Here is a 26,389-nt window from a genome sequence, read left to right as displayed (position 1 = left end):
TAAAAAATCGTCACTGCGGAATGTATTGCATTAACGCCCTTAAATCCATCACTGGTTGCCAAAATTTACAAAGTTAATCTTCATATAAAACAGATGATTACAAAGACCTCTGAAAGTTTTTTCTATAGATTTCAACAGGCCGGAGGTATTGAGAACTGGTGCCACTTATTACCAAATTCTACATTTCGCTACCGAGGCCTCCATTTGGGTCACTAACTTGGTTACACTTGGCACAATTCGTGAGTCAGCCTACACGGACGACTGACTTCAAACAGGCCGTGACCGAAACGAAATAAGGACGAACGTTATGATCAAGAAGTGTCTCTTCCCTGTTGCCGGCTACGGCACCCGCTTCCTGCCAGCCACCAAAGCCATGCCCAAGGAAATCCTGCCCATTGTGAACAAGCCCCTTGTTCAATACGGTGTGGAGGAAGCTGCAGAAGCGGGGGTTCACGAGTTCGGTTTCGTTACCGGTCGTGGTAAAAGGGCCATCGAGGATCACTTCGACATCAGCTATGAGCTTGAGCACCAGATTGCCGGCTCGGGCAAGGAAGACCTGCTTACCTCCATCCGGGAGCTGATCGACAATAACTCGTTCGCCTTTACCCGCCAGAACGAAATGAAAGGTCTCGGTCACGCCATTCTCACCGGTCGCAACCTTGTTGGCGACAACCCATTCGCGGTTGTACTGGCGGACGACTTCTGCGTGGCTGACGGCGCCGAAGAAGGCGTACTCGCCCAGATGGTTAAACTTTACAACCAGTTCCGCTGCTCCATCGTTGCCATTGAGGAAGTACCGGAAGACGAGACCCACAAATATGGCGTCATAGCGGGCGAGTCGATGAAAGACGGCCTCTATCGCATCACCGACATGGTCGAAAAACCATCGCCGGAGAACGCCCCCAGCAACCTTGCGATTATCGGTCGCTATATCCTCACGCCCGATATTTTTGACATCATCGAGCGCACGGCGCCCGGCAAGAACGGTGAAGTTCAGATAACGGATGCGCTGCTGGAACAGGCGAAGAACGGCTGTGTGCTGGCGTATAAATTCAAGGGCCGCCGGTTTGATTGCGGCAGTATTGACGGGTTTGTGGAAGCAACCAACTACGTTTACGAAAACATCTACAAGAAAGGTAAATAGGCGCCTATTTGCCGAGGATTTGCAGGATCATGCGCCGGTTTTCGCCGGAGGTTTTCCGGAACCGGCGCAGCAGTTCCATTTCCTCCTCTGAAAGTTGAATCCGGCTGATTTCACGCTCCAGTTCTTTCAGGGCCGTTGACAGGTCATCGCCCTGGCTGAACGCCAGGCCTGGCAACTCCAACTGGCCGGTGTCCCCGGCGTCGTCCAGATCCAGCAGGTCTTCCAGTGGGGTTTCCGTCTTCAGGCAAAAATCCAGTAACTCGGTGACACCCGGCCATGCCCGCTGCCTCGCATCAGTCGATTCCCAACTCACCACCCGCGCCTCGTCCACTCCGCACATTTCTGCCACGTCCCCGCACGACAACTGCCCGGCTTCCCGAATCTGCCGCAGGCGGCGGTTAAAGGTTTGCAGGTACCGCATAGGAGTGTTCTCTGCCGTGGTTAGTCTTGTGGCCTGATGGCACTTTCGGTGAATCAAACCGGAAATGTAACGTACATATAGCTTTACACACAATCTACCTATAATGAATCCATAAGCAACGGAAATAACTTGGTATGGCGGCAAAAGCACTGGATAAGAACACCGCATGGGAGTTGGTACTGGACGCAGTGAACCGCAGCAATGTGACACTCTCATTGCCGGGCAGTGACAAGCCAGCACTGGATATAGGCCAGAACGGCGAATGGGAACTTCGACTGCCAGCAGAGCTCGACGCACGCAACCTGCTGTCAGTTTTCCTGCCTCTGTGCTGCCCGGTTGCTCAAGGCTCGCGCTCGCGAGTTGTCGGCCAGATGGGGCAGAGTCTGGACGGACGTATCGCCACGGTGACCGGCGCTTCCAAGTTCATCAATGGCGAGGATGGCATTACCCACCTGCACCGCTTGCGGGCTGTGTCGGAAGCGGTCATTGTCGGCGCCGGAACCGCATCCACCGACAATCCCAGGCTGACAGTCCGCAAGACGTCCGGCATTAATCCGGTCCGGGTGGTGATTGATCGCAACCATCGGGTTCCGGACAGCCATCACCTGTTCAGCGACGAAGCATCCCCTACGCTCCGCCTCGTCGCAGGGGACTACCACGCCGGCGACAAGCTGACGCCCCGCCACGGCGTAACAGATGTGCCCTGCCTCGGGCAGAATGACACCACGGACCCTGCCCATATACTCGCGGTTCTCGCGGACTTTGGCCTTCGCAAGATTTTTGTGGAAGGCGGTGGGCTTACCGTGTCTGAATTCCTGAATGCGGACCTGCTCGACCGGCTGCATGTCATGGTCGCCCCCATGATCATCGGCAGTGGGCGCCCGGCATTTTCACTGCCGGAGATCAAGAAACTCGACAGCGCCCTGCGCCCGAAGGCCCAGATGGTGGACCTGGGCAGTGACATGCTGTTTGACCTGGATTTCACTCGTTCGACTGTCGACGAGTGAACACGAACAGCACGCCCGGAAGGCTCGACAACAGAACCGCCAACCCATAGCCGACACTGAGTGCAACGCCCTGCTCTGCCGGCATCCCAGCCATGGGCCAGAGCAATGCCGCAGCACCCTCGCGCACCCCCCAGCCTGCAACAGTGACCGGAATGGCCATGACCAGCAGCAGAAGGCTGCAAAGAGACGTCAGAACCAAAGCCATGTGCGGGTCACTCCAATAACCCGCGCCCAGAGCCAGCAACGAGAACACGGCCAGGTAACTGGCCACCACACCGGCGGAAGACACCAACTGGACACCCACGGCCGGCCACTCCAACAAGGCTTTGCGCAAGTCCCGCCGCAGCGCATGGACATAGTCTTTCGCGCGCTGCCAAATACTTGTAACCAATACCACTGTGGCTGTCAGGCCTGCCAGCAATAGCAGCGCCCGTTCGCCATATTCCGAGAAGGCTTCAAGCATTCCGTATCGGTACCAGACAAGCCAAACACCCAGGCTCAGCGCCACAGCCATCATCACCAGTTGCCCGGACATTCTCTCAATCATGACGGCATGAGCGGACGCAAGGCGCTCACCGGAGTCGAGACTGTGACGCCAGGCCCGATTAACATCGCCCATCACCCCGCCAGGAAGCACCTGATTGAGAAAAGTGGCAAGGTAGTACTCCCGCACCGCAACAGCCATGGGCAAGACCAACCCAAGTCGCCGGGCGGTGTAACGCCAGCGCCAGGCTGAAAGCACCACCTGCGCAACGGATACCACCATGGCTGCCAATAACGACAGTAATGAGAACTGCGCCAGTTCCCGCCAGAGCACGCCCAGATCCAGGAAGTAGCCAGTCGCCAATAGCAACAGCAGGGTGAAACCCCAGCGCAGGTAACGGGTTCGGAGCAGGCGTCGCACGTCAGGCAACGCCGTCTCTGGCTGGCCGGGCAAACAAGTCTTCATGTTCCACGCGGATTGACAGGCTCTGCTCATCAGCCTGCTTCAGACGCAGGCCAAACCAGCGCTCGGCCCGCTGACGTTCGCTCGGCGACTGTTGCATCACCGCGTCACGCCAGCCCTCAAGCAAGGCGCGCTGAAGTGCACTTTGAGCAGGCGTCAGGCGCCACGGGCTTGGAGCAACAGACACCTGATAGTCCCGCAATTCGAGCTGTTGCTTGAGGTAATTCGTCGCCGATGGCCCCAGCGCGGCACCAGTCCCCTTATCGTTGTGCTGGTGCTCGTTGACGGTCTCGCGTATCCAGTCGTCGTCCTGGTCTGCCGGCGACAGCTCGACATTCCCCGCGTAACTCAGAACGATAAACACGCCGGCATTGTGTCTGGTGGCGGCTACCGCCAATGCCTCTAGCCAGTCTTCCGACATCAGGTCTATCAGGGCCGAAGCTGTGATCAACCGGGTGCCATCCGGAATCTGCCCGGCAAGCCGCTTGGCGTTCAAGTGACAGGCATGGGTTTCCAGCGGGACATCAAGGTGTTGCAGTCTCTCTCCGGCAAGGGCAAGCTGGTGTTCGTCCTGGTCCAGTAGCACCCAGCGCTGGGGTACCGTCATGGCCGGCACAAGGTAACGGGCGTTGGAGCCAGTGCCGGTACCCAGATCCACCACCAGCAGTGGTGGTGCGTGATGACCGCTCAGAACGCCCGGGTGACAATAGTCCTGTTCCGCCCAAACCAGCACCTCCGAGAGCAGCCTCTTGTTACGAGCAAGGTGGTCTGCCGGCTCACGCAGTGCCAGCCAGTCGCTGTCGAAGGTGGTAGGGTCCGGTGGCGGCAGCAGGTCTTCCAGTGCCCGCTGGAAGTCAATGGCGGTACTCTGCCAGCTTCTCAGGGAGCGCGCCGCCTGCTGTGCCTGGGTAGCCGCCTCGCCAAGCGCGCCGGGGTTTGTCAGCCAAGCTTCCAGGCACGCCCGCAACCCTGCGACATCGCCGGCTGGATACTGCCGGACGCCAGGCCGCAGGCCTGTGGTGGAAAGGGCACCCCCATCCGTGGTGATCACCGGCAACCCCGCGGCAATCGCCTCATCAATCACCATTCCATACCCTTCGTAAACGGACGGCAGCACAAAAACATCAGCGTTACGATAGGCGCCGGCAAGCTCAAGGTCGTCCAGCTCCCCCAAAAGACTGATCCGATGTTCAAGCCCCAGGTTCGCAATGATACCGCGAAGCTCGTGGGCATAGCGCTCGTCGCGATCCAGCGAGCCTGCCAGGGTGCAGTGCCATGAACAGTCCCGGAGATCACTTAACGCTTCAACCAGATGGTGCTGTGCCTTGCGCGGCGACAGGTGGGCAACACAGAGCAGATGAATCGTGGGGCCCTGGGCTCTTGATGGCTGGGTTTCAGCGCCAATACCGGCAATGGTGTCGGCGCCCGGCTCAACCACGCGGATGGCCGTGGCCGGTACGCTGTAGTCTTTCAGTCGGTGCGCGGTGTGGGCACTGGTCGTGATTACCCCGGCCACCTTTGACAGCGCCCGACTCTCTACCCGGAAAAGCCAATCCTGCAACTCTTGCGTCAGCCCCGTTTCATCCGCCAGGGCGTGGTGGACCAGCGACACAACCCGCAAACGGGATGCATGGTTGGCGATCACGTCCGGAAGCCCGCCCATGGCCAGGCCATCAAGTACCACCACCGAATCATCCGCAAGGGCGGCAAGCAACCTGTTCATGGATGCTTCCGCCATCCGGTCTGGCACCGGGAAGCTGCCACAGAGCCCGGAAACAAAGGCATCCACGCCGTTATCCCTGAGCCCTGCGACAACACGCTGAACGTACCGGTAGCCTCCGGTTTTCTGTTCAGGATCCCCCGGGACAACGAACAACACCGACGTTAATGGTTCAGAGTTCGCCATGGTAGCTGGCCCAGGCAATATGGGATTCGCCAAGGGTGACCTTCATCGAACACAGGCCTTTGCCGGTTTCACCCAGCCGGCCCTGGCGGATCGCCGCGGCCAGTCGGTCGAACACCGTCATCGCCATGAATTCGGTGGTGGTATTGCGATTGGCAAATTCCTCGATATCGTCCAGGTTCTTCATGTTGAACTCGGCAATCACCGACGACAACACCTCGGACGCCAGCCCGATATCGACGATCAGATCGTCGTTGTCGAGGGCTTCCCGCTCGAAGGAGACATCAACTACGTAGGTGGCGCCATGCAGGCCCTGGGCGGGGCCGAAAATGTCACCCTTAAAGCTGTGGGCGATCATCATGTGGTCTCTGACGGTAAGGCTGAACATGGGGTTTTGGGTCCTCGATACGGATGATGGAAGTCAATTGTCGGGGTATACGATACGGTGGCAGAGAGTGTCGGAGGCCGTTCCGCCAGCTCTGTTTCCAGCAAGTGCCGGCATAACCTCCGGCAGCGATTCGAAGGTGGTTTCGCCGCTGATCAGGCAGTCCAGGACATCATCCCGCAGCAGCTCCAGGGCCAGCACCATTCGATCCCGATGGCGCCAGCGTGGCCGCTGCTCAGGATGCAGGTTACCAACCTGGCTAGACCGTATCGTCAGCCGACGGGAATGGAATGCCCGGCCCAGGGATACCGGCACTGGCTGCTCGCCGTACCAGCTCATCTCAATAATTCGCGCTTCCTGTCCCGCCAGCGCAAGAGCGGTTTCAAGACCCGTTGGGTGGCCGCTGGCGTGGATGACCAAGTCATGATCGTCCTGTCGGCACCGGGTCTGGAAATCCAGCCCCAGGGTGTGCGCAACCGTTTTACGCTGTGGATTGGTGTCCACGACGGTAACCCGGGTACCCGGTATGCGGCTGGCAAGCCACGCAACCAGCAGACCAACGACGCCAAGGCCAACCACTGCGACCCGCTCTCCCACTCGTGGTGAAGCATCCCACAAGCCGTTAACCGCGGTTTCCATGTTGGCGGCCAGCACTGCCCTGGATTCCGGAAGACCGGATGGAAGAGGTACCACGGCGGATGCAGGAACCTGGTAGTGCTCCTGATGAGGAAACAGGCAGAAAACCGACTGGCCAGTCAGGGCCTCGGGGCCCGAAACAACACGGCCTACGCTGGCATAACCATATTTGACCGGGAAGGGAAAATCGCCTTCCTGGAACGGGGCACGCATCGAATCGTATTCCGACGGTGGCACACGGTTGTTGAAAACCAATGACTCGGTTCCACGACTGACGCCCGAGTATAGCGCTCGCACAGACACCGCTGGACTGTCAGCGTCGGTCGCCGAACAATGATCGTAGGTTGCTGGGAGAATGGCCCCTTCCCCGGGCCCGGTCACCCAAAATGCGTTTGTCATATCGTCTGTTTCCTTACAGCGCACGTAACTCACTATAGTATACGCAGGCTATAGTACACGCGGCCTTGCCAGCTATAGTGCATACAGGCGCATCCATATTTTCAGTAAGGCCCTGTTACGACCGGATGCACGCTCAATCATACGCTGGGGTTTGATGATGGATTCCCACACTCACACGTTCCGCCTGCCCCTGGCTGCCGATCTTGCCTGGTCCGGCGGACTGACGGCGCTCATGGTGACCGCCGCTGGCATCGGATTCCACCCCCCTGCCAGCTTTTACGCGCTCGCCGTGTTGCTTTGCCTGGCAATTGCGGTGCCTGTTATTCGCTTCTGGCCTGCGGAACAGGACTTCGGTTGGGCCAATCGGGCAACCCTGGTACGCGCCTCCCTCGTCATACTCCTCATCAGCCTGGCGCCGTTCACTTCCGAGTTAGGGAACTGGCTGTGGTTGTACGGGTCATTGTGTTTACTGGCGTTGATTCTTGACGGCGTGGATGGCGCAGTCGCAAGGGCCACCCGTTCAACAACGGCGTTCGGTGCCCGATTCGACATGGAACTGGATGCGCTGTTCATCCTCGGGCTGTGTGTTGCGGTCTTGGCCCAGGGCAAAGCCGGCCCATGGGTTCTCGCGTTGGGGCTGATGCGTTACGCCTTTGTGATCGCTGGCCACTGGTTTCGCTTCATGGACAGACCACTACCCGACAGCTTTCGACGCAAAACTGTCTGCGTATGGCAAATAGTCACCCTGATGGTTGCCATATTGCCGATTACGCCGACCGGCTTCGCGACTGCCACACTCGCTATCGCGCTGTTACTGCTCTGTTATTCGTTTTTTACAGACCTGCGCTGGCTTTATCAAACAGGGAGAAAGACATGAAAGCGTTCCTATCCACTGCTGCACTGACCGCCTCACTGGCATTGTCCGCCCCCGTTGCCATGGCCGAGCCGGAAACCTACGTTATCGACGATGAGCATTTCTCGATGTCGTTTGAGGTGAACCACATCGGCTATGCCCCGGTAATGGGCATGTTCCGGGATGTGGAAGGAAAGTTCGGCTACGACGAGGAGACTCAACAGCTCACCTCCGGCACACTGACGTTCAAAAGCAAAAGCGTCTTCACCAATCACGATAAACGGGATGGCCACCTGCGCAACGAGGATTTTCTCAACAGTGGAAAGTTCCCGGACATCACCTTTGAGATCACCAATTTCGAAACCACCGGCGAAAACACCGGCATTGTGACCGGTGACCTGACCCTTCTGGGCAAAACCCGCCCGGTGGATGTTGATGTAACCCTTAACAAATCTGCCGACTACCCCATCGGGCACGAGGACTACACCCTCGGCGTCACCGCCGAGGCCACCATTAAGCGCAGCAATTGGGGCATGACCTACGGCATTGATCAGGATCTGGTGGGTGATGACGTTCGCCTCAGGTTCGGCCTCGAAGCTGTGAAAGAGTCCGGCTGGTTATGAGGTAGTGTGAACAACATCACACCCTGGACACATTCTGTTACACATTCGGGCCATTTTTTTGCGCGAAGTCAGTTTGGCCCGTTATGTTAATACAACAACAAAAATAATGGCGTTCGCGCCATAGAATGCCTCCAACAAGGATCCAAAGATGCCACTGCGGTTGCTCTTGGCCCTAACGTTCGTTGTGTCCGGTGCCGTCGGCCTGGGATATCTACTGTCGACCGACAATACAGTCCGGTTCTCCTGGATAACCGGTGAGAGCGAAGGCAGGAGCCCGCCCCCTTCCGGAACAGACACCACCCGCTCCAAGCCCGGGCCGGCCGAATCGCCGACCACGGAAAAGCAGGAACCCTCTGAGAATGCGATCGGCTTCATGTTGGCCAGTGCTGCAGCCCAATACAGCCAGAACATCCGCTACCCGACGTACTCCATTCCAATCTCTGACGACCAGGCCAAGGCCTACGCCGGCAACCGTTTCGACCCTGTGGAGCTGCCGCTGGACGGGGGCGGACAATTTACCGTCACACTTGAGAAATACCGCTTCGTACAGGAAGAAGACATTCTTGTGGCAGCGAGCATTACTGGCTCCCAGGTGGTAGGGCCAAGCCTGGACGCGACCCTGGAGTCCCCCGAGTCTCGCCAGGCGATTGCCAGTACTACACTCCAGAACGAGGCCGGTGCCCCCTACTATGAAGGCATCATTGAGGCCGACGCAGAGCCTGGCGAATATCGGTTGATCGTTGAGGCAACCATTGATGGCAAACCCGTACGCCACGTTTCAACCCTGACCATTGAGCCCGTCCTGGGAGAGTTTGACGGCCTGGGCGACCCAAAGGTGACCAACAACGACCTGATAATACCGGTTCATTTCGACGCCAAAGACCCCGGTTTCTATGCCCTCTCTGCCCAGCTCTACCACAACGGCCGCGCACTCGCGCAGCTGCAGGCGGAGAAGCGACTCGACGGAACCACCGACACCCTGGAGCTCAAAGCCCATGGCTCGGTGCTCGCCCATCGTGAGATTAGCGGTAACCTGGAACTGCGCAACCTGCAGATCCGTCGCCTGCCGGCCTCGCCCGGAGACCGCACCGACTATGGCTATGGCCCTGATGATGGCTACTCGTTTTCGCCACCGGACCTGGACGGATTGACCGACAGCCCGGCAGGTGACCCCGAATCAGAGCAACGTGCTGCGCTGCTGCAAAGGCTGGCAGACAAGTTCTGATACAACAATAAAACAAAGACGGAGCCTTTATGAAAACAAGAAAGAGAAGTGCCTGTAAGACCGCCCTTGCGGTGGCCATCGCCGGCGGCTTGTTCGCCGGCACCGCCCACGCCCAGCTTGCGGGCCACAACGTGATCCTGGTTCACGGCTTCCAGCAGGAAGACCTGGCCAATCCACCTGCCAACCTTAATGAGGTAAAAAGTGCTGGCGAGGACTACTGGCGTACCTTCTGGCTGTCCCGTTCCGACGCCCGTGTAGATTGGGGCAGCGATGGCCGTGTGGAGGGCAACATCGCCCAGCAGGCCTATCAGCAGCTACGTGACATCAGCCAGCAGGGGCTATGCAACGATTTCTGCATTGTGGTTTCCCATTCCACCGGTGACCTGGTTACCCGATATCTTCTGGAAAACCAGGCCCGCTGGCTTCAGGCCGACGGACTGCAGCCGCTGAAAATACTCGCTGCGATCGACTACTCCGGTGCCGGCGGCGGTACGGAGCTGGCCGATCTGGCCCTGAACGTTGCCTACAACGACAGCTGGTACAACTGGCCACTCAAACAGGCGGTACGTGCCTTCACCGGCATCACCCCTGAGCCAGGCAGCCTTGGCGTGGTCAATGACCTGCAAACCAACACGGCACGCAACCTCGCCGTCAGTCCCAATAATATTCCGCGCCTGCGGTTTGTGGCCGGCGGCTCCTCCTACGGCGGCATTACCAAGCCGTTCATTGCCGGCACTGATGATGGCGTGGTACCAACCCACTCGGCCTGTGGCGCCACCACCAGCAACGGTATCGACTCCTGTAGCTCGAACCTGAGCCTGGCGGGCAAGGTGTCCAGCCAGAACGGGCCGTCGGACCTGTACTACAATCACTTTCCGATCCTGATGAACGAGGGTGCTTCCCACAGCGGCGTTCTGGGCTCGGAAACCGGCAACATTTCCGTCCCCGTAGTGAATGACACAACCCTCAATGGACTGCGTGTCGATTTCGCCAGCCGCACCTACAACAAGCGCGCCTGGTGGCAGTGGTGGGGTTCCGGTGACCGATATGTTGAAGTACCCGGTTCGGACCAGACCGATATGTCGACACTGGTCTACAACACACTCAACAACTAAAAATACCAAGATGGACCCAACCGTCTGAAGGAGCACCAACCGGCTCATGGAAGAGCCATTCTTACCTGCCCGTGATAAACTCCGCCGCTGTCGCTCTAAAGCCTATCCACTCTATGGCGGTCTTGAATGCCCCTCTCGAACACTCATAAATCCGACCTGTTACTGGTGGTTGTCACCCTGATGGCAGCCATTAGCTGGATATTTTCCAAGGAAGCCGTATTACTGATGCCGCCGCTGATGTTCATGGCCCTTCGGTTCCTGTTGGCCGGTTCGGTACTGGCGGTCATAGCCTGGCCTTCGCTGAAACGACTAAGCCTGGACCAATTCAAGCGCAGTGCTGGCGTGGGGCTGGTGTTCGGAGTGGCCATGAGCTTCTGGGTGATGGGGCTGTTTCACGTCACCCACATAGGTGAAGGTGCCTTCCTGACCAGCCTTGGCGTGGTCATCGTGCCAGTGATTGCCCGGGTGATCTTCCAGGAGGCACAGCCTTTGAGCACCTGGTTTGCAATTCCGGTCGCGGTGGGCGGGCTCGCGCTGCTGTCGCTCAAAAATGGATTCCGGCCCGAAATCGGTCAGGTTTTCTTTGTGGTGGCTGCGTTTATCTTTGCGCTGTATTTCACCCTTAACACCCGCGCGGCCAACCAGCGCACGGTGATCAACCGCCGGGGAGAGTCCGTGGAAAAACACCGCGTCCCCGCCCTGCCCCTCACGACCATTGCGCTGCTCACCGTAGGCACCGTCACCTTGACCGAGTCATTGCTGCTGGAACCCTGGACACCGACTCTCGAGAACTTCTCCGGCATTCTCGCCGGCTGGGTGATTGCCAGTGCCGTGGTAGGCACGGCAGGCCGCTTCCTGCTGCAGACCTATGCCCAAAGCCTGGCTACCCACAGCCACGGAGTTGTAATCCTTGTGTTGGAGCCGGTATGGGTCGCACTGTTCGCTGCAGGCTGGTTCAGCGAATCCATGTCCACCACACAACTCGCCGGTTGCGGCCTGATATTCCTCGCACTGCTGATCAATCGGTGGGGAGTGCTCAGCAAGGCCATAAAAGGCTGGGCCAGAAAGCAGAAAACCGCCTGAAAGAGGTTGACCACGCCCATCGGAATCAGTATATTTCCACCCCGTTGCAGGACATAGGACCATAGCTCAGTTGGTTAGAGCGCTGCCTTGACATGGCAGAGGTCGGCAGTTCAAATCTGCCTGGTCCTACCATTCCTGCGAACAAGAATATCAACTGAAAAAGCCACTCAGAGCGTAAGCCGAGTGGCTTTTTTTGTTTCTGCCGCTCTTCCTTCCACAAACAATCCAGCAAACGCTTGCAACGCTCTATCAGTTCCGGGTCGGCGCATCCATTACCTCACCAGAAACTGCCGCACAACTCTCTTGTTGACGAACAAATGCGTAACGCCATAAAGCCGGTGCGACTAGTGCAGTAAGTGAAATATTGAGAACTTCGTGCCGCCTTTTTGCTTGCCCCATCCCTTCTTTCAAGGCAACCTTAAAATAGATGAGAAATTAAACTATTTGATTGTGGGTTTTGCAGTCACTGAACCCTTAACACTGCAAAAATTTCAGCAGGAGGAGCCATCATGGACGGATTCAGCAATAGAGCTACTGCGCTTTTCAATGGGCCGATCGGAGTCGTTCTTTTTTTGACCGCGCTTACGTCGCCAAGCCTTACGCTCGCGGCGACACTCACCGTTAACACCTCGGACGACGCCATTGCCGCCGATGGAATGTGCAGTCTGCGAGAGGCGATTATCAATGCCAACAACAATAATCAGACCGGCTCTGCCGACTGTATAGCTGGTGAGTCAGCGCTGCCAGACGTTATACGGTTTGCCGAGTCAATCAATTCTTCACCAATCGTTCTTTCTCTCACTGGCACTAACGAGAACGACGCAGAGACCGGAGACCTGGACATCTCTGCATCGTTAATCATCAAAGGCAATGGTGCTTCTTCTGAGACAGTCATCGACGGCAACAGTACCGATCGTGTTTTTGAAATTCGAAATGACGCTGACGTTCAATTGCTCGACCTTACCGTAACCAACGGCGGCAGCGTGACGTCGGGTGCGGGCATCTATGTGTCCAGTGGCAGACTGACCATGCAAGACGCCCGCGTTTCCTCAAACTTGATTGAAGTGAACTCCGGGTCTGGCTCTGGCGCTGGAATTCACTCTCTCGGCAATTTATTTCTGACAAGAGTCAGCATTCAAGCCAACGAAATCGATGCCTCAGAAACCGACACTGTGTTTGGCTATGGTGCAGGCATCTATGTAGGCAATGGTGGGACCCTTAGCTTGATCACCTCTGTAGTGGAGGACAACCTGATCACAACCGTCAACGGCAGCGCACACGGTGGCGGTCTTTATATCTACCCCAATGTGGGGGCCACCACGGGCGTCAGCAGCTCAGTCTTTTCGGGCAATCAGGTGATTGTAAACGGTACGGGTGCAGCGTCAGGAGGGGGCATTTATCATCGCGCCGGAAACCTGGGCATCGCACGGGGTGTGTTTGTAAATAATCGTGTTACAAAAACGAGCTCCGGCGGTTCTTCCGCCACTGGTGGTGCCATTGCAGCCATAGACCCTCTGTCAATGAGCAACAGCACCATATCGGGTAATCGGGTCGAGGGCATTGACTATGCCGGAGGTGGAGGACTCTTGGCCACCGACTCTGCCGTATTGACTAACGTGACCATTACGCAAAATGCCATTCAAGCAGATCCGACGGTCTTTGCCGACGGTGGCGGCGTAAGAATCATCCTCGGCGGCCTGGACATGACCAATTCGATCATTGCGGGGAACACCTCAACCAGTGAGTCACCGGATTGCAGCGGCAACATCGTCTCCAGCGGCTACAACCTGATTGGAAACAATGCGGACTGCAACTACACGGCTGGCACGGGAGATATTGTCGGCGACGTGAACGGTGGCGGCGCTGCCGTTAACCCGATTCTGGGCACCTTGGCCGCCAATGGTGGCGAGATCTCAATTGGTGACGACCTGGTGCCCGTGCTCACTCACGCTCCCCAGCCTGGCAGCCCCGCCATCGATTCGGGCGATCCACTTGCACCGGGGAGCGTTGGGACATGCTCTTCGATAGACCAACTTGGATTCGGACGCGCGATTGATGGAGATGGCGACGGAGTGGAAATCTGCGACATGGGCGCCGTGGAATTCAGAGAAGAACTCATTCAAGACACAGGGAGTGGTGGCGGTGGCTCAGACAGCGAATCAGGCGGTGGCAGCGGCGGAGGTGGTGCGCTGTCACCGTTTCTTATGCTGGCAGGACTTTTAGTCGCGATAAGGCGCCGGTTCAGCCGGGCTCACACCTGATAAAAGTCCCGATACCAATCCACGAAATTGGCAATGCCGTCCTCCACCGTGGTGGACGGCTTGTAGCCCACATCTTCAATCAGGTCATCCACATTGGCGTAGGTAGCCGGCACGTCACCGGGTTGTAGAGGCAGCAGGTTCTTCTCGGCCTTTTTGCCAACGCGCTCTTCGATAATCTCAATAAACCGGGACAACTCCACCGGATTGTTGCTACCGATGTTATACAGTCGATATGGCGCCTTGCTGGTGCCGGGGTCTGGCGTTTCACCACTCCACTGCGGGTTGGGGGTGGCGACATTGTCCAACGTTCGGATAACGCCTTCCACAATATCGTCAATGTAGGTGAAGTCGCGCCTGTGGTGCCCATGATTGAACACATCAATGGGTTCACCGGCCAGGATCTTCTTGGTGAAGATGAACAGCGCCATATCTGGTCGGCCCCATGGGCCATAGACGGTGAAGAAGCGCAGGCCGGTGGTGGGCATGTTGTAAAGGTGGCTGTAGGTGTGGGCCATCAGCTCGTTGGCTTTCTTGGAGGCCGCATACAGACTCAGGGGGTGGTCCACGTTGTCGTGGATGGAGAACGGCATGGTTTCATTCGCGCCGTAGACGGAGCTGCTGGAGGCGTACACCAGGTGCTTCACATCATTGTGACGACAACCTTCAAGAATGTTGGTAAACCCCACCAGATTGGCGTCAATGTAGGCATGAGGATTCTCCAGGGAGTACCGCACGCCCGCCTGGGCCGCCAGGTGAACCACACGCTCTGGCTTGTGCTCTCGGAACAGGGCCTCCATGACGGGCCTGTCGGCCACGTCCTTACGAACCTCGGTGAATCCTGGCTTACAGGTCAGGCGCTCAAGCCGCGCTTCCTTCAAAGTGGGGTCGTAGTAATCGTTGACGTTATCTACGCCGATTACTTCATCACCTCGGTCAAGCAGCCGATGCGCCAGATGGGAGCCAATGAAGCCCGCCGTGCCCGTAACCAGAATTTTCAACGTGTTCTCTCCTGTTCCTTCAGAACGTCAGCCCGGCACTTACAAACGGGCCACCGAGTTCGATGTCCAGACGGTCATCGCTGTCTTCGTAATCAATACTGATCTGACGGTATCCGGCGCGCAGCTGTAACAACGACAGTTCGTATTGGCCGTAAGCGTTGTAGTCATAGATGGAATCGCCGTCGAAGCTGATGAGGTTGGCCTCGCCACCGACGGAAACACCGGTAAAGGGAAGATCAAAGCGGGCAGCCAGATAACCCATCGGAATCACGCCGTCGACCTCAGTCTTACTGACCTGGCCATTGGTGGCCTGCTCACGAACAATCAGTTCGCCATCCAGATTGCGGGCGGTCACGCCCAGATCCAGATTGGCCCAGTTGTCGAGCACTTCGTAATACAGGGTGACGTCAAACTGGTTCAGGTCCAGATCCGAATCGACGTCGCCGGACACCAGGTCAAATTGCGTGGACACTTCGCCACTACCGCTTTGTTCAATGCGGGTGTAATTCAGGCGCACGTTGGGCAATACCGGCACCGGGTGCTCGAGGTAGGCACTCAGGTTGGCATTGGTGTCGCTTTCCAGGTCAAGGTCGTTTTCGACGTCGACCACGTCGTTGTTTTTGCCGGCTTTACCCGAGAGGTCAGAATCCCAATAACTGACACTGGCACCCACCCCGACCACATCAGCGATGGCAACTGGGGCAGCGATGAGCAATGAGCCGCCGATGGCAAAAATCAGTTTACGCATAGTGCACCTGTCTTATGGTTGTTGTACCTGACTGATCAGTCGAAACGAATACCGAGACGACGACCAACTTCTTCGTAGGTCTCAATCACATCGCCCAGTCCCTGACGAAAACGGTCCTTATCCATCTTCTTTCGGGTTTCCCTGTCCCAGATACGGCAGCCGTCAGGGCTGAATTCGTCACCCAGGACAATCTGGCCACCCGAGCGGCCAAATTCCAGCTTGTAGTCCACCAGCAGCATGCCGGCTTCCTCAAACAGCGCCTTCAGTACGTCATTCACCTGATAGGTCAGTTCTTTCATTCTGGCAAGTTCGTCGGCTTCCGCCCAGCCAAAACTGACCGCCAGTGACTCATTGACCATGGGATCATGCATGGCGTCGTTCTTCAGGAACAGTTCAAAGGTGGGCGGGTTCAGCGTCAGCCCTTCCTCGACACCCAACCTGCGGCACAGACTGCCGGCGGAGATGTTACGAACCACGCATTCAACCGGAATCATATCCAGCTTCTTGACCAGCGATTCCGTGCCGGAAAGCAGGCCCTCAAAGTGCGTGGGAACGCCGGCCGCTTCCAGTTTTTCCATGATGAAGGCATTAAAGCGGTTGTTCACCATGCCCTTGCGGTTGAGCTGCTCTTTCTTCTCGCCGTCAAAAGCCGACGTATCGTCGCGAAAGACCATCACAAACCGGTCGGGGTCGTCGGTACGGTATACGGATTTGGCCTTGCCCGCGTAAAGCTCTTCACGCTTTTCCATGTCAGATCTCCGGACGTGCCCGCTCGGTGCAGGCACTGCTTGCATTAGTAAAGATATTCGAACAGTTCTGAAAGCAGCTCGGTCGAGCGATTCTCACCATCGTAACTCTCGGCGATGGCGGTGGAAACGACAATGTCGCCGTCGCGTTCCTCAAGCCGTATATCAAACGAATGTACCGGTTCCGGGGCGTCGGAGAACCAGCTGAACCATCCCGGCTCGCGCTCGGATTCCGGCCGGAAATCCACAAAGAAATACCCGTCTTCACGGTTCAGGTCGATCACCGGTATGCCCGCGTCATCCACCGCTCGGCGAACCTCCGCCCAAGCCCGGCCGTAATCCAGGCTCATTACAATTTCCCTGGGCGTTTCGTCGTCCGATACCAACTTGACCAGGGGTTCGCTGGCCATGCCCAATGCCGCACGGGAGTAAGACTTACTGTCTTCCCGGTTGCGTAAATACTGGGCCAGGTCTTCGAGCAGCTTCCGACTGGTATCGAGTTGCTCGCGGCTACGGGTGTCCCCACCGCCCCAAGCCATCAGTTCGTTCGGGTCATCAGCAACTTCGAAGGAACGGAACTGAACCTCTGTGGTTTTGCGGCGCACACCGGGCGCAACACGGGCCTGGACAACCACTTTCGCTTCTGGTCCGTCGGGGTTGTCCGGCAGCCCCAGCAACCCCCTAGCCTGCTTGCTGAAGTTAACCAACTCACTCTGCATCAGGCCGAGCTGGGGGCTGTCGTACGCCACACCAAGGCCGTTCTCATTCATGTAGGAGGTGACTGCAGGCCAAAGGCGACCTGGAACATCATTCACCAGCAGCCATATCTGGCCATCCAGTTCCTCAACCAGATAATTTTCGTCAAGGATATCGGAGGTCATATCCGGCGGCCTGGGTATGCTTCCCCGATACATACGGCCCGAGTCGGCAGCGGTCGCTTCGCGTATCGGCATGATCTGACCAAACTCGCCTTCATCCGCCGTTTCCGGCAGTTTCAGAGGCGTGCCTTCCGAGGCATTGACATAGCGCTCTGAGCGGTCTTCGATCAAGCTACAGCCTGACAGGGCCATAACAAACATCAGGCCCGCCAGGGGCCTGATGCATTTTTCGGTTTTTTTGATTTCTGTCCTGAACCTAAACGCCATCAGGCGACTCCAGTTACGATAGATGGTACAGCCTGACTCAGAGTACGCCAGAGGCTTTCAGTGCGTCTTCCACTTCGCCGTGGAACCTGTCACTCAGAGGGGTGAGCGGAAGGCGAATGCCCTCCCCGATCATACCCATATGATAGAGAGCCCACTTCACGGGGATGGGATTGGCCTCGAGGAAAAGTTTGCGGTTCAGAGGCATGAGCAACTCGTTAAGCCGCTCAGTTTCCTCCTCATTTCCGGCGATGGCGGCTTCGCACAACGCAGCCATGCCCTTGGGCGCCACGTTGGCGGTAACGGAGACGTTGCCTTTGGCGCCGGCAAGCATCAGTCCGGCGGCCGTCGCGTCGTCGCCAGAGTAGACCACCAGGCGGCCTCTAACGGCTTCAACCAGCTCTGCACCACGGGGAATATTGCCGGTTGCATCCTTGATGCCGATGATGTTCGGAATACCTGCCAGGCGCTCAACGGTCTCGTTCAGCATGTCGCACGCCGTTCGGCCGGGAACGTTGTAGAGAATCTGATCGACCGGGACAGCCTCGGCAATGGTCTTGAAGTGCTGGTAGAGCCCTTCCTGGGTCGGCTTGTTGTAGTACGGGACGACAAGCAGACAGGCATCGGCACCCAGCTTGTGAGCCTCTTCGGTCAGCTCTATGGCTTCACGAGTACTGTTACCGCCGGTACCGGCAATCACAGGAATGCGGCCCTTGACGCGTTTTATGATATGCCCCACCACCCGCATGTGCTCTTCCGGGTCCAGCGTGGCGGATTCACCCGTCGTTCCAACGGCCACGATACCGTGCGTTCCGTTGTCGAGATGAAAGTCCACCAGCTTATCAAGGTGCTCCCAATGAACGCTGCCATCGGAATGCATGGGCGTGACCAGTGCGACAAGGCTCCCCGTAATCATAAAAACTCCGTACGAATAAAAACGATATGGTAATGTTGGGCACCCACTGACACAAGGGAATTAAAGGAGATGTCATGTCAGCACCCGAACTGAACCGTCCTGTTGATGATTTTGAGGCCCCGGCTACCGGAGATCAAACCATTCGTTTATCGGACCTGAAAGGCCAGAATGTGGTGGTCTATTTCTACCCCAAGGACAACACCCCCGGATGCACCACTGAAGGTCAGGATTTCCGCGATCGGCACGACCAGTTTGAAGCACTCGATACGGTTATTTTCGGCGTATCACGTGACGGCCTGAAAGCCCACGACAACTTCCGCGAAAAGCAGGCATTTCCCTTCCACCTGATTTCCGACAAGGACGAAGCCCTCTGCCAACAGTTCGATGTCATCAAGCTGAAGAAGCTCTATGGCAAGGAATATATGGGCATTGACCGCAGCACCTTCCTGATCGACAAGGACGGGGTCCTTCGCAGGGAGTGGCGAGGCGTGAAAGTACCAGGCCACGTTGACGAAGTGCTGGAGGCCGTCAGGAGTCTTTAAGACTCCTTTGGCAACGTCTCTGCCTGCCCGTACTTGACCGGCCATGCCGAGAAGATCGCCTTGAGCATGGTCGCCAGCGGTATGGCGAAGAACACACCCCACAAACCCCAGATGCCACCAAAGAACAACACAGCCACGATGATGGCGACAGGGTGCAGATTATTCACTTCCGAGAACAGGATGGGAACCAGAACGTTGCCATCCAGCGCCTGGATCACACCGTACACCACCATGACCCAGATAAACTGGCTGCCCCACCCGAAGGCGAACAGGGCGATCATGGCGACCGGAATGGTGACAACAGCCGCCCCGATATAGGGAATCACCACGCTCAGACCCACCATCAGTGACAGCAGGGCCGCATAGGGCATACCCAGAACCTTGAAGGCCACGTAGGTGATACCTCCAACGATCAGTATCTCCACCGCCTTTCCCCGCACGTAGTTGGCACACTGAAGATTCACTTCATGCCATATCCGGACCATCATCGGGCGTTGGGATGGCAGCATGCGAGCGATCGCACCCAGTAGCACCCGGCGGTCCTTGAGGAAGAAGAATACGAGAATCGGCAGCAACACCATGTAGATCAGCAGCGCCACCAGATCCGGAATGCTTTCCAGTGAAAAGGACACCAGCCATTGGGTCATGCGGCCGGCTTCGGTGGTTACCTGATTGTAGATGGTGTTGATGCCTTCCATGGATATCAGCGTTGGATACTGCTCAGGAAGCACTTCAAGATAGGACTGCATCTCTCTGAAAATACGAGGCGCTTCGCCCGCCAGCCCGGTCACCTGGGTCCAGATCAGAGGTAACAGCCCGAACAGGACGCCAATCAACAGCCCCAGGAAGACAAAGAACACGCCTATGATGGATACGATTTCCGGAATTCCGAGCCGATTAAGCTTGGTGACCAGCCCCTGGAGGATAAAGGCAACAATAACCGCCGCAATCGCGGGCGCCAGCATGGAGCCGAAAAAAATGATGAAGACGACGCCTGCCAGTATCAGCAGGAAAAGAATGACGGCTTCTTCATCTGAAAAGTATTTGTGGGCGAGGCCACGTAAAATTCTGATCATCAACGACTCCGGAGGGTCATTACTACGGGCTTAACCGCCGCACTTTATCACAAAGGTGAAACAGCCACCCTGTTCGGATGTGCGGACCAGCTCATGACTCGACAGTTCGAGGAACGCAGGAATATCCCTTGCAGAACCGGCGTCTGTGGCGATAACTTCAAGTTCCTGGCCGGGAGACATGCTGTTGAGTTCGAGCTTGGTTTTCAATAGCGGCATCGGACAGCGCAGGCCCGATGCGTCCAGTGTTCGATCAGCCATGGCGATAAGGCATCCGTATGTTCAAAACAGGAGCCGGCATTATGCCCACAGTGGTACTGTATTGCACCTCAATCGTAACAGACGAACCCCGAAAGAACTTTCGGTGGCACAATGCTGTCAGAGAGAACCCCATGACAACGGACATCGCCTATTCATGACTGTAACAAACCGCCGCCGAACTCAACGGCCAGGCACCCTGGCATCCGCCTTTGCCCTGGCGTTTTCACTGACGGTCAGCCAGGCCTCGGCACAATCGTCGGATAGCACACTCCCGTCCATTGGTGGCGCCGGTGGTGGGCTTATCTCTGAGCGCCAGGAAACGGATATCGGGCGTCAAGTGATGACATCCATCCGGCGATCCGCCCCTCAGATCACCGATGCCCTGGTCCAGGACTACCTGAACTCGATCATTTATCGCCTCGTACCCTCGGCACCTCTGAGTAGCAGCGACCTCACGCTGGCGATCATCGACAGCCCCGACATCAATGCCTTTGCGGTCCCCGGCAATGTCGTCGGCGTTAATGGCGGCCTGTTCCTGAATGCCGAGAGTGAGCAACAGTTTGCCTCGGTTCTGGCCCACGAACTGGCGCACCTGAGCCAGCGCCATTTCGCCAGGCGCCTGGAGCAACAGGAAACCAGCGCCCCGTTGACCATTGCCGGCATGATCGCCGGCATCATCCTCTCAGCGGTTACCCAGTCGGATGTCGGCATAGCGGCCATCGCAGGCACCCAGGCACTGGCAGTACAGAATATGTTGGCTTATAGCCGGGCCCATGAACAGGAAGCTGACCGGGTTGGCATGGACATACTGGCCAGCTCCGGCATGGACCCGAGAGGGATGCCGGAAATGTTCGAGATCATGATGCGACAGAACCGCCTGCAGGGAAACCGGGTTCCGGAGTACCTGTCCACCCACCCGCTGACGCAGAATCGTGTATCCGACACCCGCAACCGCGCCGAACAATACCCTCGCAGGGATGTGGCCGATGCCCAGGAGTATCATCTGGTTCGATCCCGGCTTCAGGTTCGATACGCAAAGTCCGCAGACATCGCTGTGGAAACGTTCAAGGACTACCTGAACCGTTCGGACACCGAAAAGCCGGATGCCATTCGCTACGGCCTGGCGGTGGCGTTGCTGAGAAATGGAAACCAGAGTGAGGCGATTATTGAGCTTGAAAGGCTGCTCGATGGAACACCGGGGCGCATCACCTATCAGGTGACACTCGCAGAGGCGCTGATTGAGCAGGACAAGCTCAACGAAGCTCGCAGCCTGCTTTCCGAAGCCCTTGCAAGAAATCCCGGCAACTACCCGATTACCGACATGCTCGCACACCTGGAAACCGCGGCGGGTAACGGCGAACGTGCCGCCGAATACCTCCACAGACTGACGCGGGAACTGCCGAAGAAAGAGCATCTCTGGCTGAGGTTGGCGGAAGCCGAAGGGTTGGCGCGCAACATCGTTGGGGTGCACCGGGCGAGGGCCGAATACGATATCCTGATGGGCGACCTTGAGGCAGCCCAGCGCCAGTTGCGACAGGCCCAGGAAAGACTCCCCGCCGGAGCGCCATTGCGCCAAATCGTGACCGAACGATTGTCGCAGGTGTCAGAGCGGCTGAACCAGCGCCGCAGCTGACGTCAGGCGTTGCCGGCGGCCTTCAGATTCATCTCGGCGGTGAAATCCAGCATTCGCTGAAGCGGCCTCAACGCATCCTCCCGCAACGACGGGTCCACATGAACCTCCTGGTCACCGTTCTCAATCACCGACAGCAGGTTCTCGAGGCCATTCATCGCCATCCACGGGCAATGGGCGCAGCTACGACAGGTGGCGCCATTTCCGGCTGTTGGCGCCTCAATCAAGGTCTTGTTGGGGGCCAACTGCTGCATCTTGTAGAAAATGCCGTTGTCGGTGGCAACGATAAACTGATCGTTGGGCAGCGTCTGTACCGCATGAATCAGCTGAGAGGTCGAACCGACAACATCGGCCATCTCGACCACCGCGTTGGGCGACTCAGGGTGCACCAGAACCGCCGCATCCGGATACAGCGCTTTCAGATCCTCCAGCCCCCGGTACTTGAACTCTTCATGTACGATGCATGAACCATCCCAGAGCAACACATCCGCACCGGTGGTTTTCTGCACGTAATGGCCTAAATGCTTGTCCGGGGCCCAGAGTATTTTTTCACCACGGGCATCCAGCGACTCCACAATGGCCTGAGCACAACTGGAGGTAACCACCCAGTCCGCCCTTGCCTTCACCGCTGCGGAGGTATTGGCGTAGACCACAACGGTACGGTCGGGGTGCTGGTCGCAAAAGGCCGAGAATTCGTCCGCGGGGCAGCCAATATCCAGTGAACAGGTGGCCTCCAGCGTGGGCATCAGCACACGTTTTTCCGGGTTCAGAATCTTGGCGGTTTCGCCCATGAAACGGACACCTGCCACGACCACGGTTGACGCTTTGTGCTGGTTGCCAAACCGGGCCATTTCCAGCGAATCGGCAACACAGCCGCCGGTTTCCTCCGCCAGGCGCTGAATGTCAGGGTCGGTGTAGTAATGAGCCACGAGCACCGCATCCTGCGCTTTCAGCGCTGCTCGAATACGGGACTCAAGGTTGGCTTTCTCGTCGTCGCTCAGGGTCTTTGGCTCCGCCTGGTGTGCCAGATGTTCCTGAACGAGAATACGGTCTTCAACTCGCGTCATTACTGCATCTCTGTATTGCGTTAACGTCGGAAGTATATCACTTCGGCCACGACTTTCACTGGGCTGACACCCTGCTGTCACAGAGTTTTGCTTAGGTTACTTACACGCACCCTTTTAACTACGCCCACTATCACAGATGTATGACCGTATACCCAAAAAAAAAGAGCCCGAAGGCTCTTTTTTCGACAGGAGCCGCTTTGGCTTCCTGTTCTATTGGTGGGTCGTGAAGGATTCGAACCTTCGACCAATTGGTTAAAAGCCAACTGCTCTACCAACTGAGCTAACGACCCATAACTGTCGGCCCGAATCCGGACCAGAACAACGCGACGACTCAGTCCACCGCCTCGTTCGTAATTTGGTGGGTCGTGAAGGATTCGAACCTTCGACCAATTGGTTAAAAGCCAACTGCTCTACCAACTGAGCTAACGACCCAAACGAGGCGCATATAGTAATGATTTTTCAGCGCCGATCAACCCCTAATTCCCAGGTTTCTCAACATTCTTCGTGGCAAGCACGATCAGCCGTTACTGGAGTCGAGGTACTTCTTGGCCAACTCAGCAGCGCTGGTATTCGGATAGTCGCGGACCACGGTTTCCATACGCCCGCGAGCCTGCTCCTTATCGCCAAGCCGGTCCAGGGTCACGCCAAGCTTGTAAACAGCGTCCGGCGCCTTGCGATGATCCCCATAACGGGTTGCAACGATGGTGAACGCCTGCCGCGCCTGTTCGAGCTGTTCCTCAACGAGGTACACTTCGCCCAGCCAATAATAGGCGTTGACCGTCAGGTCCCCTTCCTCATACTCATCAATGAAGTCGTACAACCCGTTGATCGCCTGGTCGTAGTTCTTTTCCTGATGAATCAGAGTCTGGATTTTCTGGTATTCCGTTCGCTCCTTGTCGGAAGGCTGCCGGTAGATTCTGGTTTTCACCCCCGAATTTCCTGCTGCCTCAGCCGAATCGGCCGCGCCCTCTGAGCTCGCTGAGCTCGTCGCTGGTGCTTCCGAGACCTTTTCAGAGAGTTTCAGAATTCGCTGGTCAAGATCGATGTAGCGGTCCCGTGACTGCTTGGTAAGCCGATCAATGAGGTTGCGCTGCTCTTCGACCCGCCCCTGCAATCGACGAACCTCGCCCTGCAGTTGCTGAATCATGTAGAACAGTTCCGCATTGGCCTGACTGTTGCCAGCCTTGCGTTCTGCCTCGGACGCATTGTCCTGGAACGCTGGAGAAACGGATTGCGCCAGCGCGCCGCCCGCATGCCCGAAGGCAAGCGGGAGCATCACTGTCGCCATGAGCAGATGTCTCATGGGGTTCGCCTGTTACTGGAAAACGAGTTCAACGCGACGGTTCTGGGCCCACGCGCTCTCACTGGAACCCATCACTGCCGGCTTTTCTTCACCGTAGCTGATGGTTTCCGTCTGGCCGCGGGAAGCACCGTTCACGATCAGGAAACGCTCGATGGCGTTGGCACGACGCTCGCCCAGTGCGAGGTTGTATTCTTTGGTGCCGCGCTCATCAGCATGCCCTTCAATACGGACATTCTGCCCCGGATTGGCTTGCAGGAACCGGGCGTGGGCCACCAGCACATCGCGGGCTTCGGTTTTGATTTCGGAGGTATCAAAATCAAAGTAAAAGGTGGTGATTTCGCGCATGGCGGCTTCTTCCGCCCGCGCAGCACGAGCTTCCGCTTCACGACGCTGCTCTTCGCTCATCTCGGATGAAGACACAGCGCCGTCATCATCGCCGCCATAAACAGTGCTACCACCTTCCTGGTCGACAGCAGAGACATCGGAACCGTACGCACCGTCTTCAGTGGTCTCACCGGTGCTGCTGCAACCGGCGATCAGACCAAGAGACATTACCATGGCGAATAATTTGTGGTGAGCTGATACGTTCATAATCACTTCCTTCCTTTTTGAGAGTCTGTTGTACGTTAATGCAAACGAACCTGTTCTGTTCGGAGTTCCGGTTTACTTGACGATCGGTGACCATGCCGGTTCACGCACATCACCCTCCGAGGCCGGCAGACTATAGGCCGCTCCGCCATCCGCGGCAATTACAGTTAGTACACTGTCGCCGCCCTGCTTGGTTGCATAGATCAACATCCGGCCATTGGGCGAAACACTGGGCGACTCATCGGACTCAGTTCGAGTGAGAATCGTTTCTTCCTCCGTCTGCAAGTTAGTCCGTGCTATATGAAACGCCTTGTCTCTCTGATGCACATAGTAGACGTACTTGCCGTCATTGTCTGGCCGCGGGCGGGCATTGTAGCGGCTACCGAAGGTAATCCTGCGGGGTTCCGCACTCTCACTGGACTTGTGGTAGATCTGCGGCCCACCGGAACGATCAGACGTGAAGAAGAAACCTTCACCCGTATGATCCCAGGTGGGCTCAGTATCAATAGACCAGTGATTGGTCAGCCGCTTGAGCGAGCGACTCTGAATATCCATCTTGTAGACCTCGGCATTGCCGTCCTTCGACAGGGTCATAAGCAACGACCGACCATCCGGGCCCCATGCGGGAGCTGAATTCAAACCCCGGAAGTCCGCGATCCGCGTGCGGTTGCCCGATGAAAGCTCGTGGATATAGATTGCAGGCTTACCGGTTTCAAACGACACATAGGCAAGCCTCTTACCGTCGGGCGACCAGGCTGGTGACAAAATGGGTTCTTCGCTTTCCAGCCTGACCTTGGCCCTTTTGCCATCCACGTCACTGACCTGCAGCCGATACAGGGCCTTGCCACCGGATCGTTGAAGCGTGACGTAGGCCAGCTTGGTAGAAAATGCGCCCGGCACCCCGGTGATAGCCTCATAGACCTTGTCACTGATGTGGTGGGCAAGGCTCCGTGTGCTGTTCACCGATGAGGACGCCGTTGCCCCAAGGATCCGCTCCTCGCGGTTCACATCGTACAACTCATACCGGGCTTCAATCTTGTCGCCGGTACGTGTCAACTGACCGACCAGAACGTAACGCTGCCCCAGAAGTCGCCAGTCGCGAAAATAGACCTCATCACCCTTTGACGGCAGGCTGAGCATTTTCTCTGGTGCCAGTGGCTTGAATTCACCGCTCATGGTGAGGTCGTCGCGGACGATACTGCTGATCTTATCGCCAGACGGCATGGTGCCGGATTCAGCGAATGGGACCACGGCGACCGGGATGGCCGAATCCGCACCCTCCGTGATTCGGATCAACAGCTCTGCGTGGGCCGCCGGACTGCTCCCTATCATCACCGCCAGCATCAGCAACCATGTCATTACCATGCCGGTTGG

At 57.2% G+C, this 26,389-nt stretch carries 26 protein-coding genes and 3 tRNA genes; 11 read left to right on the top strand and 18 right to left on the bottom strand.

Going from position 1 to position 26,389, the window contains the following annotated elements:
- Positions 1 to 307: 307 nt before the first annotated feature.
- Positions 308 to 1,144, top strand: a complete 837-nt coding sequence (gene galU / locus B2590_RS12670) for a UTP--glucose-1-phosphate uridylyltransferase GalU (RefSeq protein ID WP_036205392.1) — start codon at positions 308 to 310, stop codon at positions 1,142 to 1,144.
- Between the two features lie 4 nt (positions 1,145 to 1,148).
- Here the strand turns inward: galU and B2590_RS12665 are convergent, their stop codons facing one another.
- Complete coding sequence (locus B2590_RS12665; RefSeq protein WP_036205391.1) at positions 1,149 to 1,565, bottom strand: helix-turn-helix domain-containing protein; 417 nt, start codon at positions 1,563 to 1,565, stop codon at positions 1,149 to 1,151.
- A 134-nt stretch (positions 1,566 to 1,699) separates the two neighbouring features.
- Here B2590_RS12665 and B2590_RS12660 point away from each other — a divergent pair, with 134 nt between their 5' ends.
- Positions 1,700 to 2,572 (top strand): RibD family protein, encoded by an 873-nt coding sequence (locus B2590_RS12660; RefSeq protein ID WP_091641275.1) that lies wholly within the window; start codon positions 1,700 to 1,702, stop codon positions 2,570 to 2,572.
- Here the strand turns inward: B2590_RS12660 and B2590_RS12655 are convergent.
- The 4 genes from B2590_RS12655 to B2590_RS12640 are packed head-to-tail and all read right to left on the bottom strand — an operon-like array spanning position 2,547 to position 6,841.
- Positions 2,547 to 3,476, bottom strand: a complete 930-nt coding sequence (locus tag B2590_RS12655) for a lysylphosphatidylglycerol synthase transmembrane domain-containing protein (RefSeq protein WP_227517937.1) — start codon at positions 3,474 to 3,476, stop codon at positions 2,547 to 2,549. The two genes, B2590_RS12660 and B2590_RS12655, sit on opposite strands and share 26 nt — an antisense overlap.
- Position 3,477: 1 nt before the next feature.
- Positions 3,478 to 5,424: a glycosyltransferase gene (locus tag B2590_RS12650; protein WP_286810643.1), complete on the bottom strand. Its 1,947-nt coding sequence runs from the start codon at positions 5,422 to 5,424 to the stop codon at positions 3,478 to 3,480.
- Positions 5,411 to 5,809 (bottom strand): 6-pyruvoyl trahydropterin synthase family protein, encoded by a 399-nt coding sequence (locus B2590_RS12645; protein ID WP_036205386.1) that lies wholly within the window; start codon positions 5,807 to 5,809, stop codon positions 5,411 to 5,413. Before B2590_RS12645 ends, B2590_RS12650 begins: the two co-directional genes overlap by 14 nt.
- Before the next feature lie 33 nt (positions 5,810 to 5,842).
- Positions 5,843 to 6,841, bottom strand: coding sequence for a zinc-dependent alcohol dehydrogenase (locus B2590_RS12640; RefSeq protein ID WP_052479527.1), 999 nt, complete (start codon positions 6,839 to 6,841; stop codon positions 5,843 to 5,845).
- A gap of 157 nt (positions 6,842 to 6,998) precedes the next feature.
- On the opposite strand from B2590_RS12640, the gene B2590_RS12635 reads away from it, so the two are divergent.
- The 7 genes from B2590_RS12635 to B2590_RS12605 all read left to right on the top strand — a co-directional run bounded on the left by B2590_RS12635 (position 6,999) and on the right by B2590_RS12605 (position 14,001).
- The gene (locus B2590_RS12635; protein ID WP_227664882.1) at positions 6,999 to 7,718 is read left to right on the top strand and encodes a CDP-alcohol phosphatidyltransferase family protein; all 720 of its coding nucleotides are present in this window, start codon (positions 6,999 to 7,001) and stop codon (positions 7,716 to 7,718) included.
- Positions 7,715 to 8,317, top strand: a complete 603-nt coding sequence (locus tag B2590_RS12630) for a YceI family protein (RefSeq protein ID WP_199480451.1) — start codon at positions 7,715 to 7,717, stop codon at positions 8,315 to 8,317. Before B2590_RS12635 ends, B2590_RS12630 begins: the two co-directional genes overlap by 4 nt.
- Before the next feature lie 148 nt (positions 8,318 to 8,465).
- Positions 8,466 to 9,542: a hypothetical protein gene (locus tag B2590_RS12625; protein WP_136633147.1), complete on the top strand. Its 1,077-nt coding sequence runs from the start codon at positions 8,466 to 8,468 to the stop codon at positions 9,540 to 9,542.
- Between the two features lie 29 nt (positions 9,543 to 9,571).
- Positions 9,572 to 10,657 (top strand): hypothetical protein, encoded by a 1,086-nt coding sequence (locus tag B2590_RS12620; protein ID WP_036205381.1) that lies wholly within the window; start codon positions 9,572 to 9,574, stop codon positions 10,655 to 10,657.
- Positions 10,658 to 10,783: 126 nt separating this feature from the next.
- Positions 10,784 to 11,740, top strand: a complete 957-nt coding sequence (locus B2590_RS12615) for a DMT family transporter (RefSeq protein ID WP_041334859.1) — start codon at positions 10,784 to 10,786, stop codon at positions 11,738 to 11,740.
- 55 nt (positions 11,741 to 11,795) lie between these two features.
- Positions 11,796 to 11,872: transfer RNA gene (locus B2590_RS12610), tRNA-Val, on the top strand.
- 377 nt (positions 11,873 to 12,249) lie between these two features.
- Positions 12,250 to 14,001 (top strand): choice-of-anchor Q domain-containing protein, encoded by a 1,752-nt coding sequence (locus B2590_RS12605; protein ID WP_286810642.1) that lies wholly within the window; start codon positions 12,250 to 12,252, stop codon positions 13,999 to 14,001.
- Here B2590_RS12605 and B2590_RS12600 read toward each other — a convergent pair.
- From B2590_RS12600 to dapA, 5 genes are read right to left on the bottom strand one after another with little or no spacing between them, the layout of a single operon-like run.
- Positions 13,992 to 14,999 (bottom strand): NAD-dependent epimerase, encoded by a 1,008-nt coding sequence (locus B2590_RS12600; RefSeq protein WP_286810641.1) that lies wholly within the window; start codon positions 14,997 to 14,999, stop codon positions 13,992 to 13,994. The genes B2590_RS12605 and B2590_RS12600 overlap by 10 nt on opposite strands.
- Positions 15,000 to 15,018: 19 nt before the next feature.
- Positions 15,019 to 15,747 (bottom strand): TIGR04219 family outer membrane beta-barrel protein, encoded by a 729-nt coding sequence (locus tag B2590_RS12595; protein WP_286810640.1) that lies wholly within the window; start codon positions 15,745 to 15,747, stop codon positions 15,019 to 15,021.
- A 35-nt stretch (positions 15,748 to 15,782) separates the two neighbouring features.
- Positions 15,783 to 16,496 carry a phosphoribosylaminoimidazolesuccinocarboxamide synthase gene (purC, locus tag B2590_RS12590; protein WP_286810639.1) on the bottom strand — a complete coding sequence of 238 codons (714 nt, stop codon included), beginning with the start codon at positions 16,494 to 16,496 and terminating at the stop codon, positions 15,783 to 15,785.
- 44 nt (positions 16,497 to 16,540) lie between these two features.
- A complete protein-coding gene (bamC, locus tag B2590_RS12585) occupies positions 16,541 to 17,638 on the bottom strand; it encodes an outer membrane protein assembly factor BamC (RefSeq protein WP_041334314.1) in 1,098 nt (365 codons plus the stop codon).
- Positions 17,639 to 17,675: 37 nt separating this feature from the next.
- The gene (gene dapA, locus B2590_RS12580; protein WP_286847953.1) at positions 17,676 to 18,551 is read right to left on the bottom strand and encodes a 4-hydroxy-tetrahydrodipicolinate synthase; all 876 of its coding nucleotides are present in this window, start codon (positions 18,549 to 18,551) and stop codon (positions 17,676 to 17,678) included.
- Positions 18,552 to 18,625: 74 nt separating this feature from the next.
- Here dapA and B2590_RS12575 point away from each other — a divergent pair, with 74 nt between their 5' ends.
- Entirely contained in the window at positions 18,626 to 19,093 is a 468-nt protein-coding gene (locus B2590_RS12575; protein WP_036205373.1) for a peroxiredoxin, read from the top strand.
- On the opposite strand, the gene B2590_RS12570 is transcribed toward B2590_RS12575, so the two are convergent.
- The gene (locus B2590_RS12570; RefSeq protein WP_036205372.1) at positions 19,090 to 20,169 is read right to left on the bottom strand and encodes an AI-2E family transporter; all 1,080 of its coding nucleotides are present in this window, start codon (positions 20,167 to 20,169) and stop codon (positions 19,090 to 19,092) included. The genes B2590_RS12575 and B2590_RS12570 overlap by 4 nt on opposite strands.
- Positions 20,170 to 20,199: 30 nt before the next feature.
- A complete protein-coding gene (locus B2590_RS12565; protein WP_036205371.1) occupies positions 20,200 to 20,427 on the bottom strand; it encodes a sulfurtransferase TusA family protein in 228 nt (75 codons plus the stop codon).
- 154 nt (positions 20,428 to 20,581) lie between these two features.
- Here B2590_RS12565 and B2590_RS12560 point away from each other — a divergent pair, with 154 nt between their 5' ends.
- Positions 20,582 to 22,060 (top strand): M48 family metalloprotease, encoded by a 1,479-nt coding sequence (locus tag B2590_RS12560; protein WP_036205369.1) that lies wholly within the window; start codon positions 20,582 to 20,584, stop codon positions 22,058 to 22,060.
- A gap of 2 nt (positions 22,061 to 22,062) precedes the next feature.
- Here the strand turns inward: B2590_RS12560 and nadA are convergent, their stop codons facing one another.
- The 6 genes from nadA to tolB all read right to left on the bottom strand — a co-directional run bounded on the left by nadA (position 22,063) and on the right by tolB (position 26,374).
- The gene (gene nadA / locus B2590_RS12555) at positions 22,063 to 23,124 is read right to left on the bottom strand and encodes a quinolinate synthase NadA (RefSeq protein ID WP_036205367.1); all 1,062 of its coding nucleotides are present in this window, start codon (positions 23,122 to 23,124) and stop codon (positions 22,063 to 22,065) included.
- A gap of 214 nt (positions 23,125 to 23,338) precedes the next feature.
- Positions 23,339 to 23,414: transfer RNA gene (locus B2590_RS12550), tRNA-Lys, on the bottom strand.
- 66 nt (positions 23,415 to 23,480) lie between these two features.
- Positions 23,481 to 23,556, bottom strand: a tRNA-Lys gene (locus B2590_RS12545).
- An 85-nt stretch (positions 23,557 to 23,641) separates the two neighbouring features.
- Positions 23,642 to 24,427 carry a tol-pal system protein YbgF gene (ybgF, locus tag B2590_RS12540; protein WP_085680251.1) on the bottom strand — a complete coding sequence of 262 codons (786 nt, stop codon included), beginning with the start codon at positions 24,425 to 24,427 and terminating at the stop codon, positions 23,642 to 23,644.
- A gap of 12 nt (positions 24,428 to 24,439) precedes the next feature.
- On the bottom strand, positions 24,440 to 25,018 hold the full coding sequence (gene pal / locus B2590_RS12535) for a peptidoglycan-associated lipoprotein Pal (protein WP_269399938.1): 579 nt from the start codon (positions 25,016 to 25,018) through the stop codon (positions 24,440 to 24,442).
- Positions 25,019 to 25,090: 72 nt separating this feature from the next.
- The gene (tolB, locus tag B2590_RS12530; protein WP_269399956.1) at positions 25,091 to 26,374 is read right to left on the bottom strand and encodes a Tol-Pal system beta propeller repeat protein TolB; all 1,284 of its coding nucleotides are present in this window, start codon (positions 26,372 to 26,374) and stop codon (positions 25,091 to 25,093) included.
- Between the last annotated feature and the right edge of the window lie 15 nt (positions 26,375 to 26,389).

Source organism: Marinobacter sp. UBA3604, assembly GCF_002375325.1.
GTDB lineage: Bacteria > Pseudomonadota > Gammaproteobacteria > Pseudomonadales > Oleiphilaceae > Marinobacter > Marinobacter salarius.
This window is presented reverse-complemented; position numbering and strand designations above follow the sequence as displayed.

Coding starts and splice junctions, on each gene's coding strand:
- galU (WP_036205392.1), top strand. CDS start 308: ATGATCAAGAAGTGTCTCTTCCCTGTTGCCGGCTACGGCACCCGCTTC.
- B2590_RS12665 (WP_036205391.1), bottom strand. CDS start 1,565: ATGCGGTACCTGCAAACCTTTAACCGCCGCCTGCGGCAGATTCGGGAA.
- B2590_RS12660 (WP_091641275.1), top strand. CDS start 1,700: ATGGCGGCAAAAGCACTGGATAAGAACACCGCATGGGAGTTGGTACTG.
- B2590_RS12650 (WP_286810643.1), bottom strand. CDS start 5,424: ATGGCGAACTCTGAACCATTAACGTCGGTGTTGTTCGTTGTCCCGGGG.
- B2590_RS12645 (WP_036205386.1), bottom strand. CDS start 5,809: ATGTTCAGCCTTACCGTCAGAGACCACATGATGATCGCCCACAGCTTT.
- B2590_RS12640 (WP_052479527.1), bottom strand. CDS start 6,841: ATGACAAACGCATTTTGGGTGACCGGGCCCGGGGAAGGGGCCATTCTC.
- B2590_RS12635 (WP_227664882.1), top strand. CDS start 6,999: ATGGATTCCCACACTCACACGTTCCGCCTGCCCCTGGCTGCCGATCTT.
- B2590_RS12630 (WP_199480451.1), top strand. CDS start 7,715: ATGAAAGCGTTCCTATCCACTGCTGCACTGACCGCCTCACTGGCATTG.
- B2590_RS12625 (WP_136633147.1), top strand. CDS start 8,466: ATGCCACTGCGGTTGCTCTTGGCCCTAACGTTCGTTGTGTCCGGTGCC.
- B2590_RS12620 (WP_036205381.1), top strand. CDS start 9,572: ATGAAAACAAGAAAGAGAAGTGCCTGTAAGACCGCCCTTGCGGTGGCC.
- B2590_RS12615 (WP_041334859.1), top strand. CDS start 10,784: ATGCCCCTCTCGAACACTCATAAATCCGACCTGTTACTGGTGGTTGTC.
- B2590_RS12605 (WP_286810642.1), top strand. CDS start 12,250: ATGGACGGATTCAGCAATAGAGCTACTGCGCTTTTCAATGGGCCGATC.
- B2590_RS12595 (WP_286810640.1), bottom strand. CDS start 15,747: ATGCGTAAACTGATTTTTGCCATCGGCGGCTCATTGCTCATCGCTGCC.
- purC (WP_286810639.1), bottom strand. CDS start 16,496: ATGGAAAAGCGTGAAGAGCTTTACGCGGGCAAGGCCAAATCCGTATAC.
- bamC (WP_041334314.1), bottom strand. CDS start 17,638: ATGGCGTTTAGGTTCAGGACAGAAATCAAAAAAACCGAAAAATGCATC.
- dapA (WP_286847953.1), bottom strand. CDS start 18,551: ATGATTACGGGGAGCCTTGTCGCACTGGTCACGCCCATGCATTCCGAT.
- B2590_RS12575 (WP_036205373.1), top strand. CDS start 18,626: ATGTCAGCACCCGAACTGAACCGTCCTGTTGATGATTTTGAGGCCCCG.
- B2590_RS12570 (WP_036205372.1), bottom strand. CDS start 20,169: ATGATCAGAATTTTACGTGGCCTCGCCCACAAATACTTTTCAGATGAA.
- B2590_RS12565 (WP_036205371.1), bottom strand. CDS start 20,427: ATGGCTGATCGAACACTGGACGCATCGGGCCTGCGCTGTCCGATGCCG.
- B2590_RS12560 (WP_036205369.1), top strand. CDS start 20,582: ATGACTGTAACAAACCGCCGCCGAACTCAACGGCCAGGCACCCTGGCA.
- nadA (WP_036205367.1), bottom strand. CDS start 23,124: ATGACGCGAGTTGAAGACCGTATTCTCGTTCAGGAACATCTGGCACAC.
- ybgF (WP_085680251.1), bottom strand. CDS start 24,427: ATGAGACATCTGCTCATGGCGACAGTGATGCTCCCGCTTGCCTTCGGG.
- pal (WP_269399938.1), bottom strand. CDS start 25,018: ATGAACGTATCAGCTCACCACAAATTATTCGCCATGGTAATGTCTCTT.
- tolB (WP_269399956.1), bottom strand. CDS start 26,374: ATGACATGGTTGCTGATGCTGGCGGTGATGATAGGGAGCAGTCCGGCG.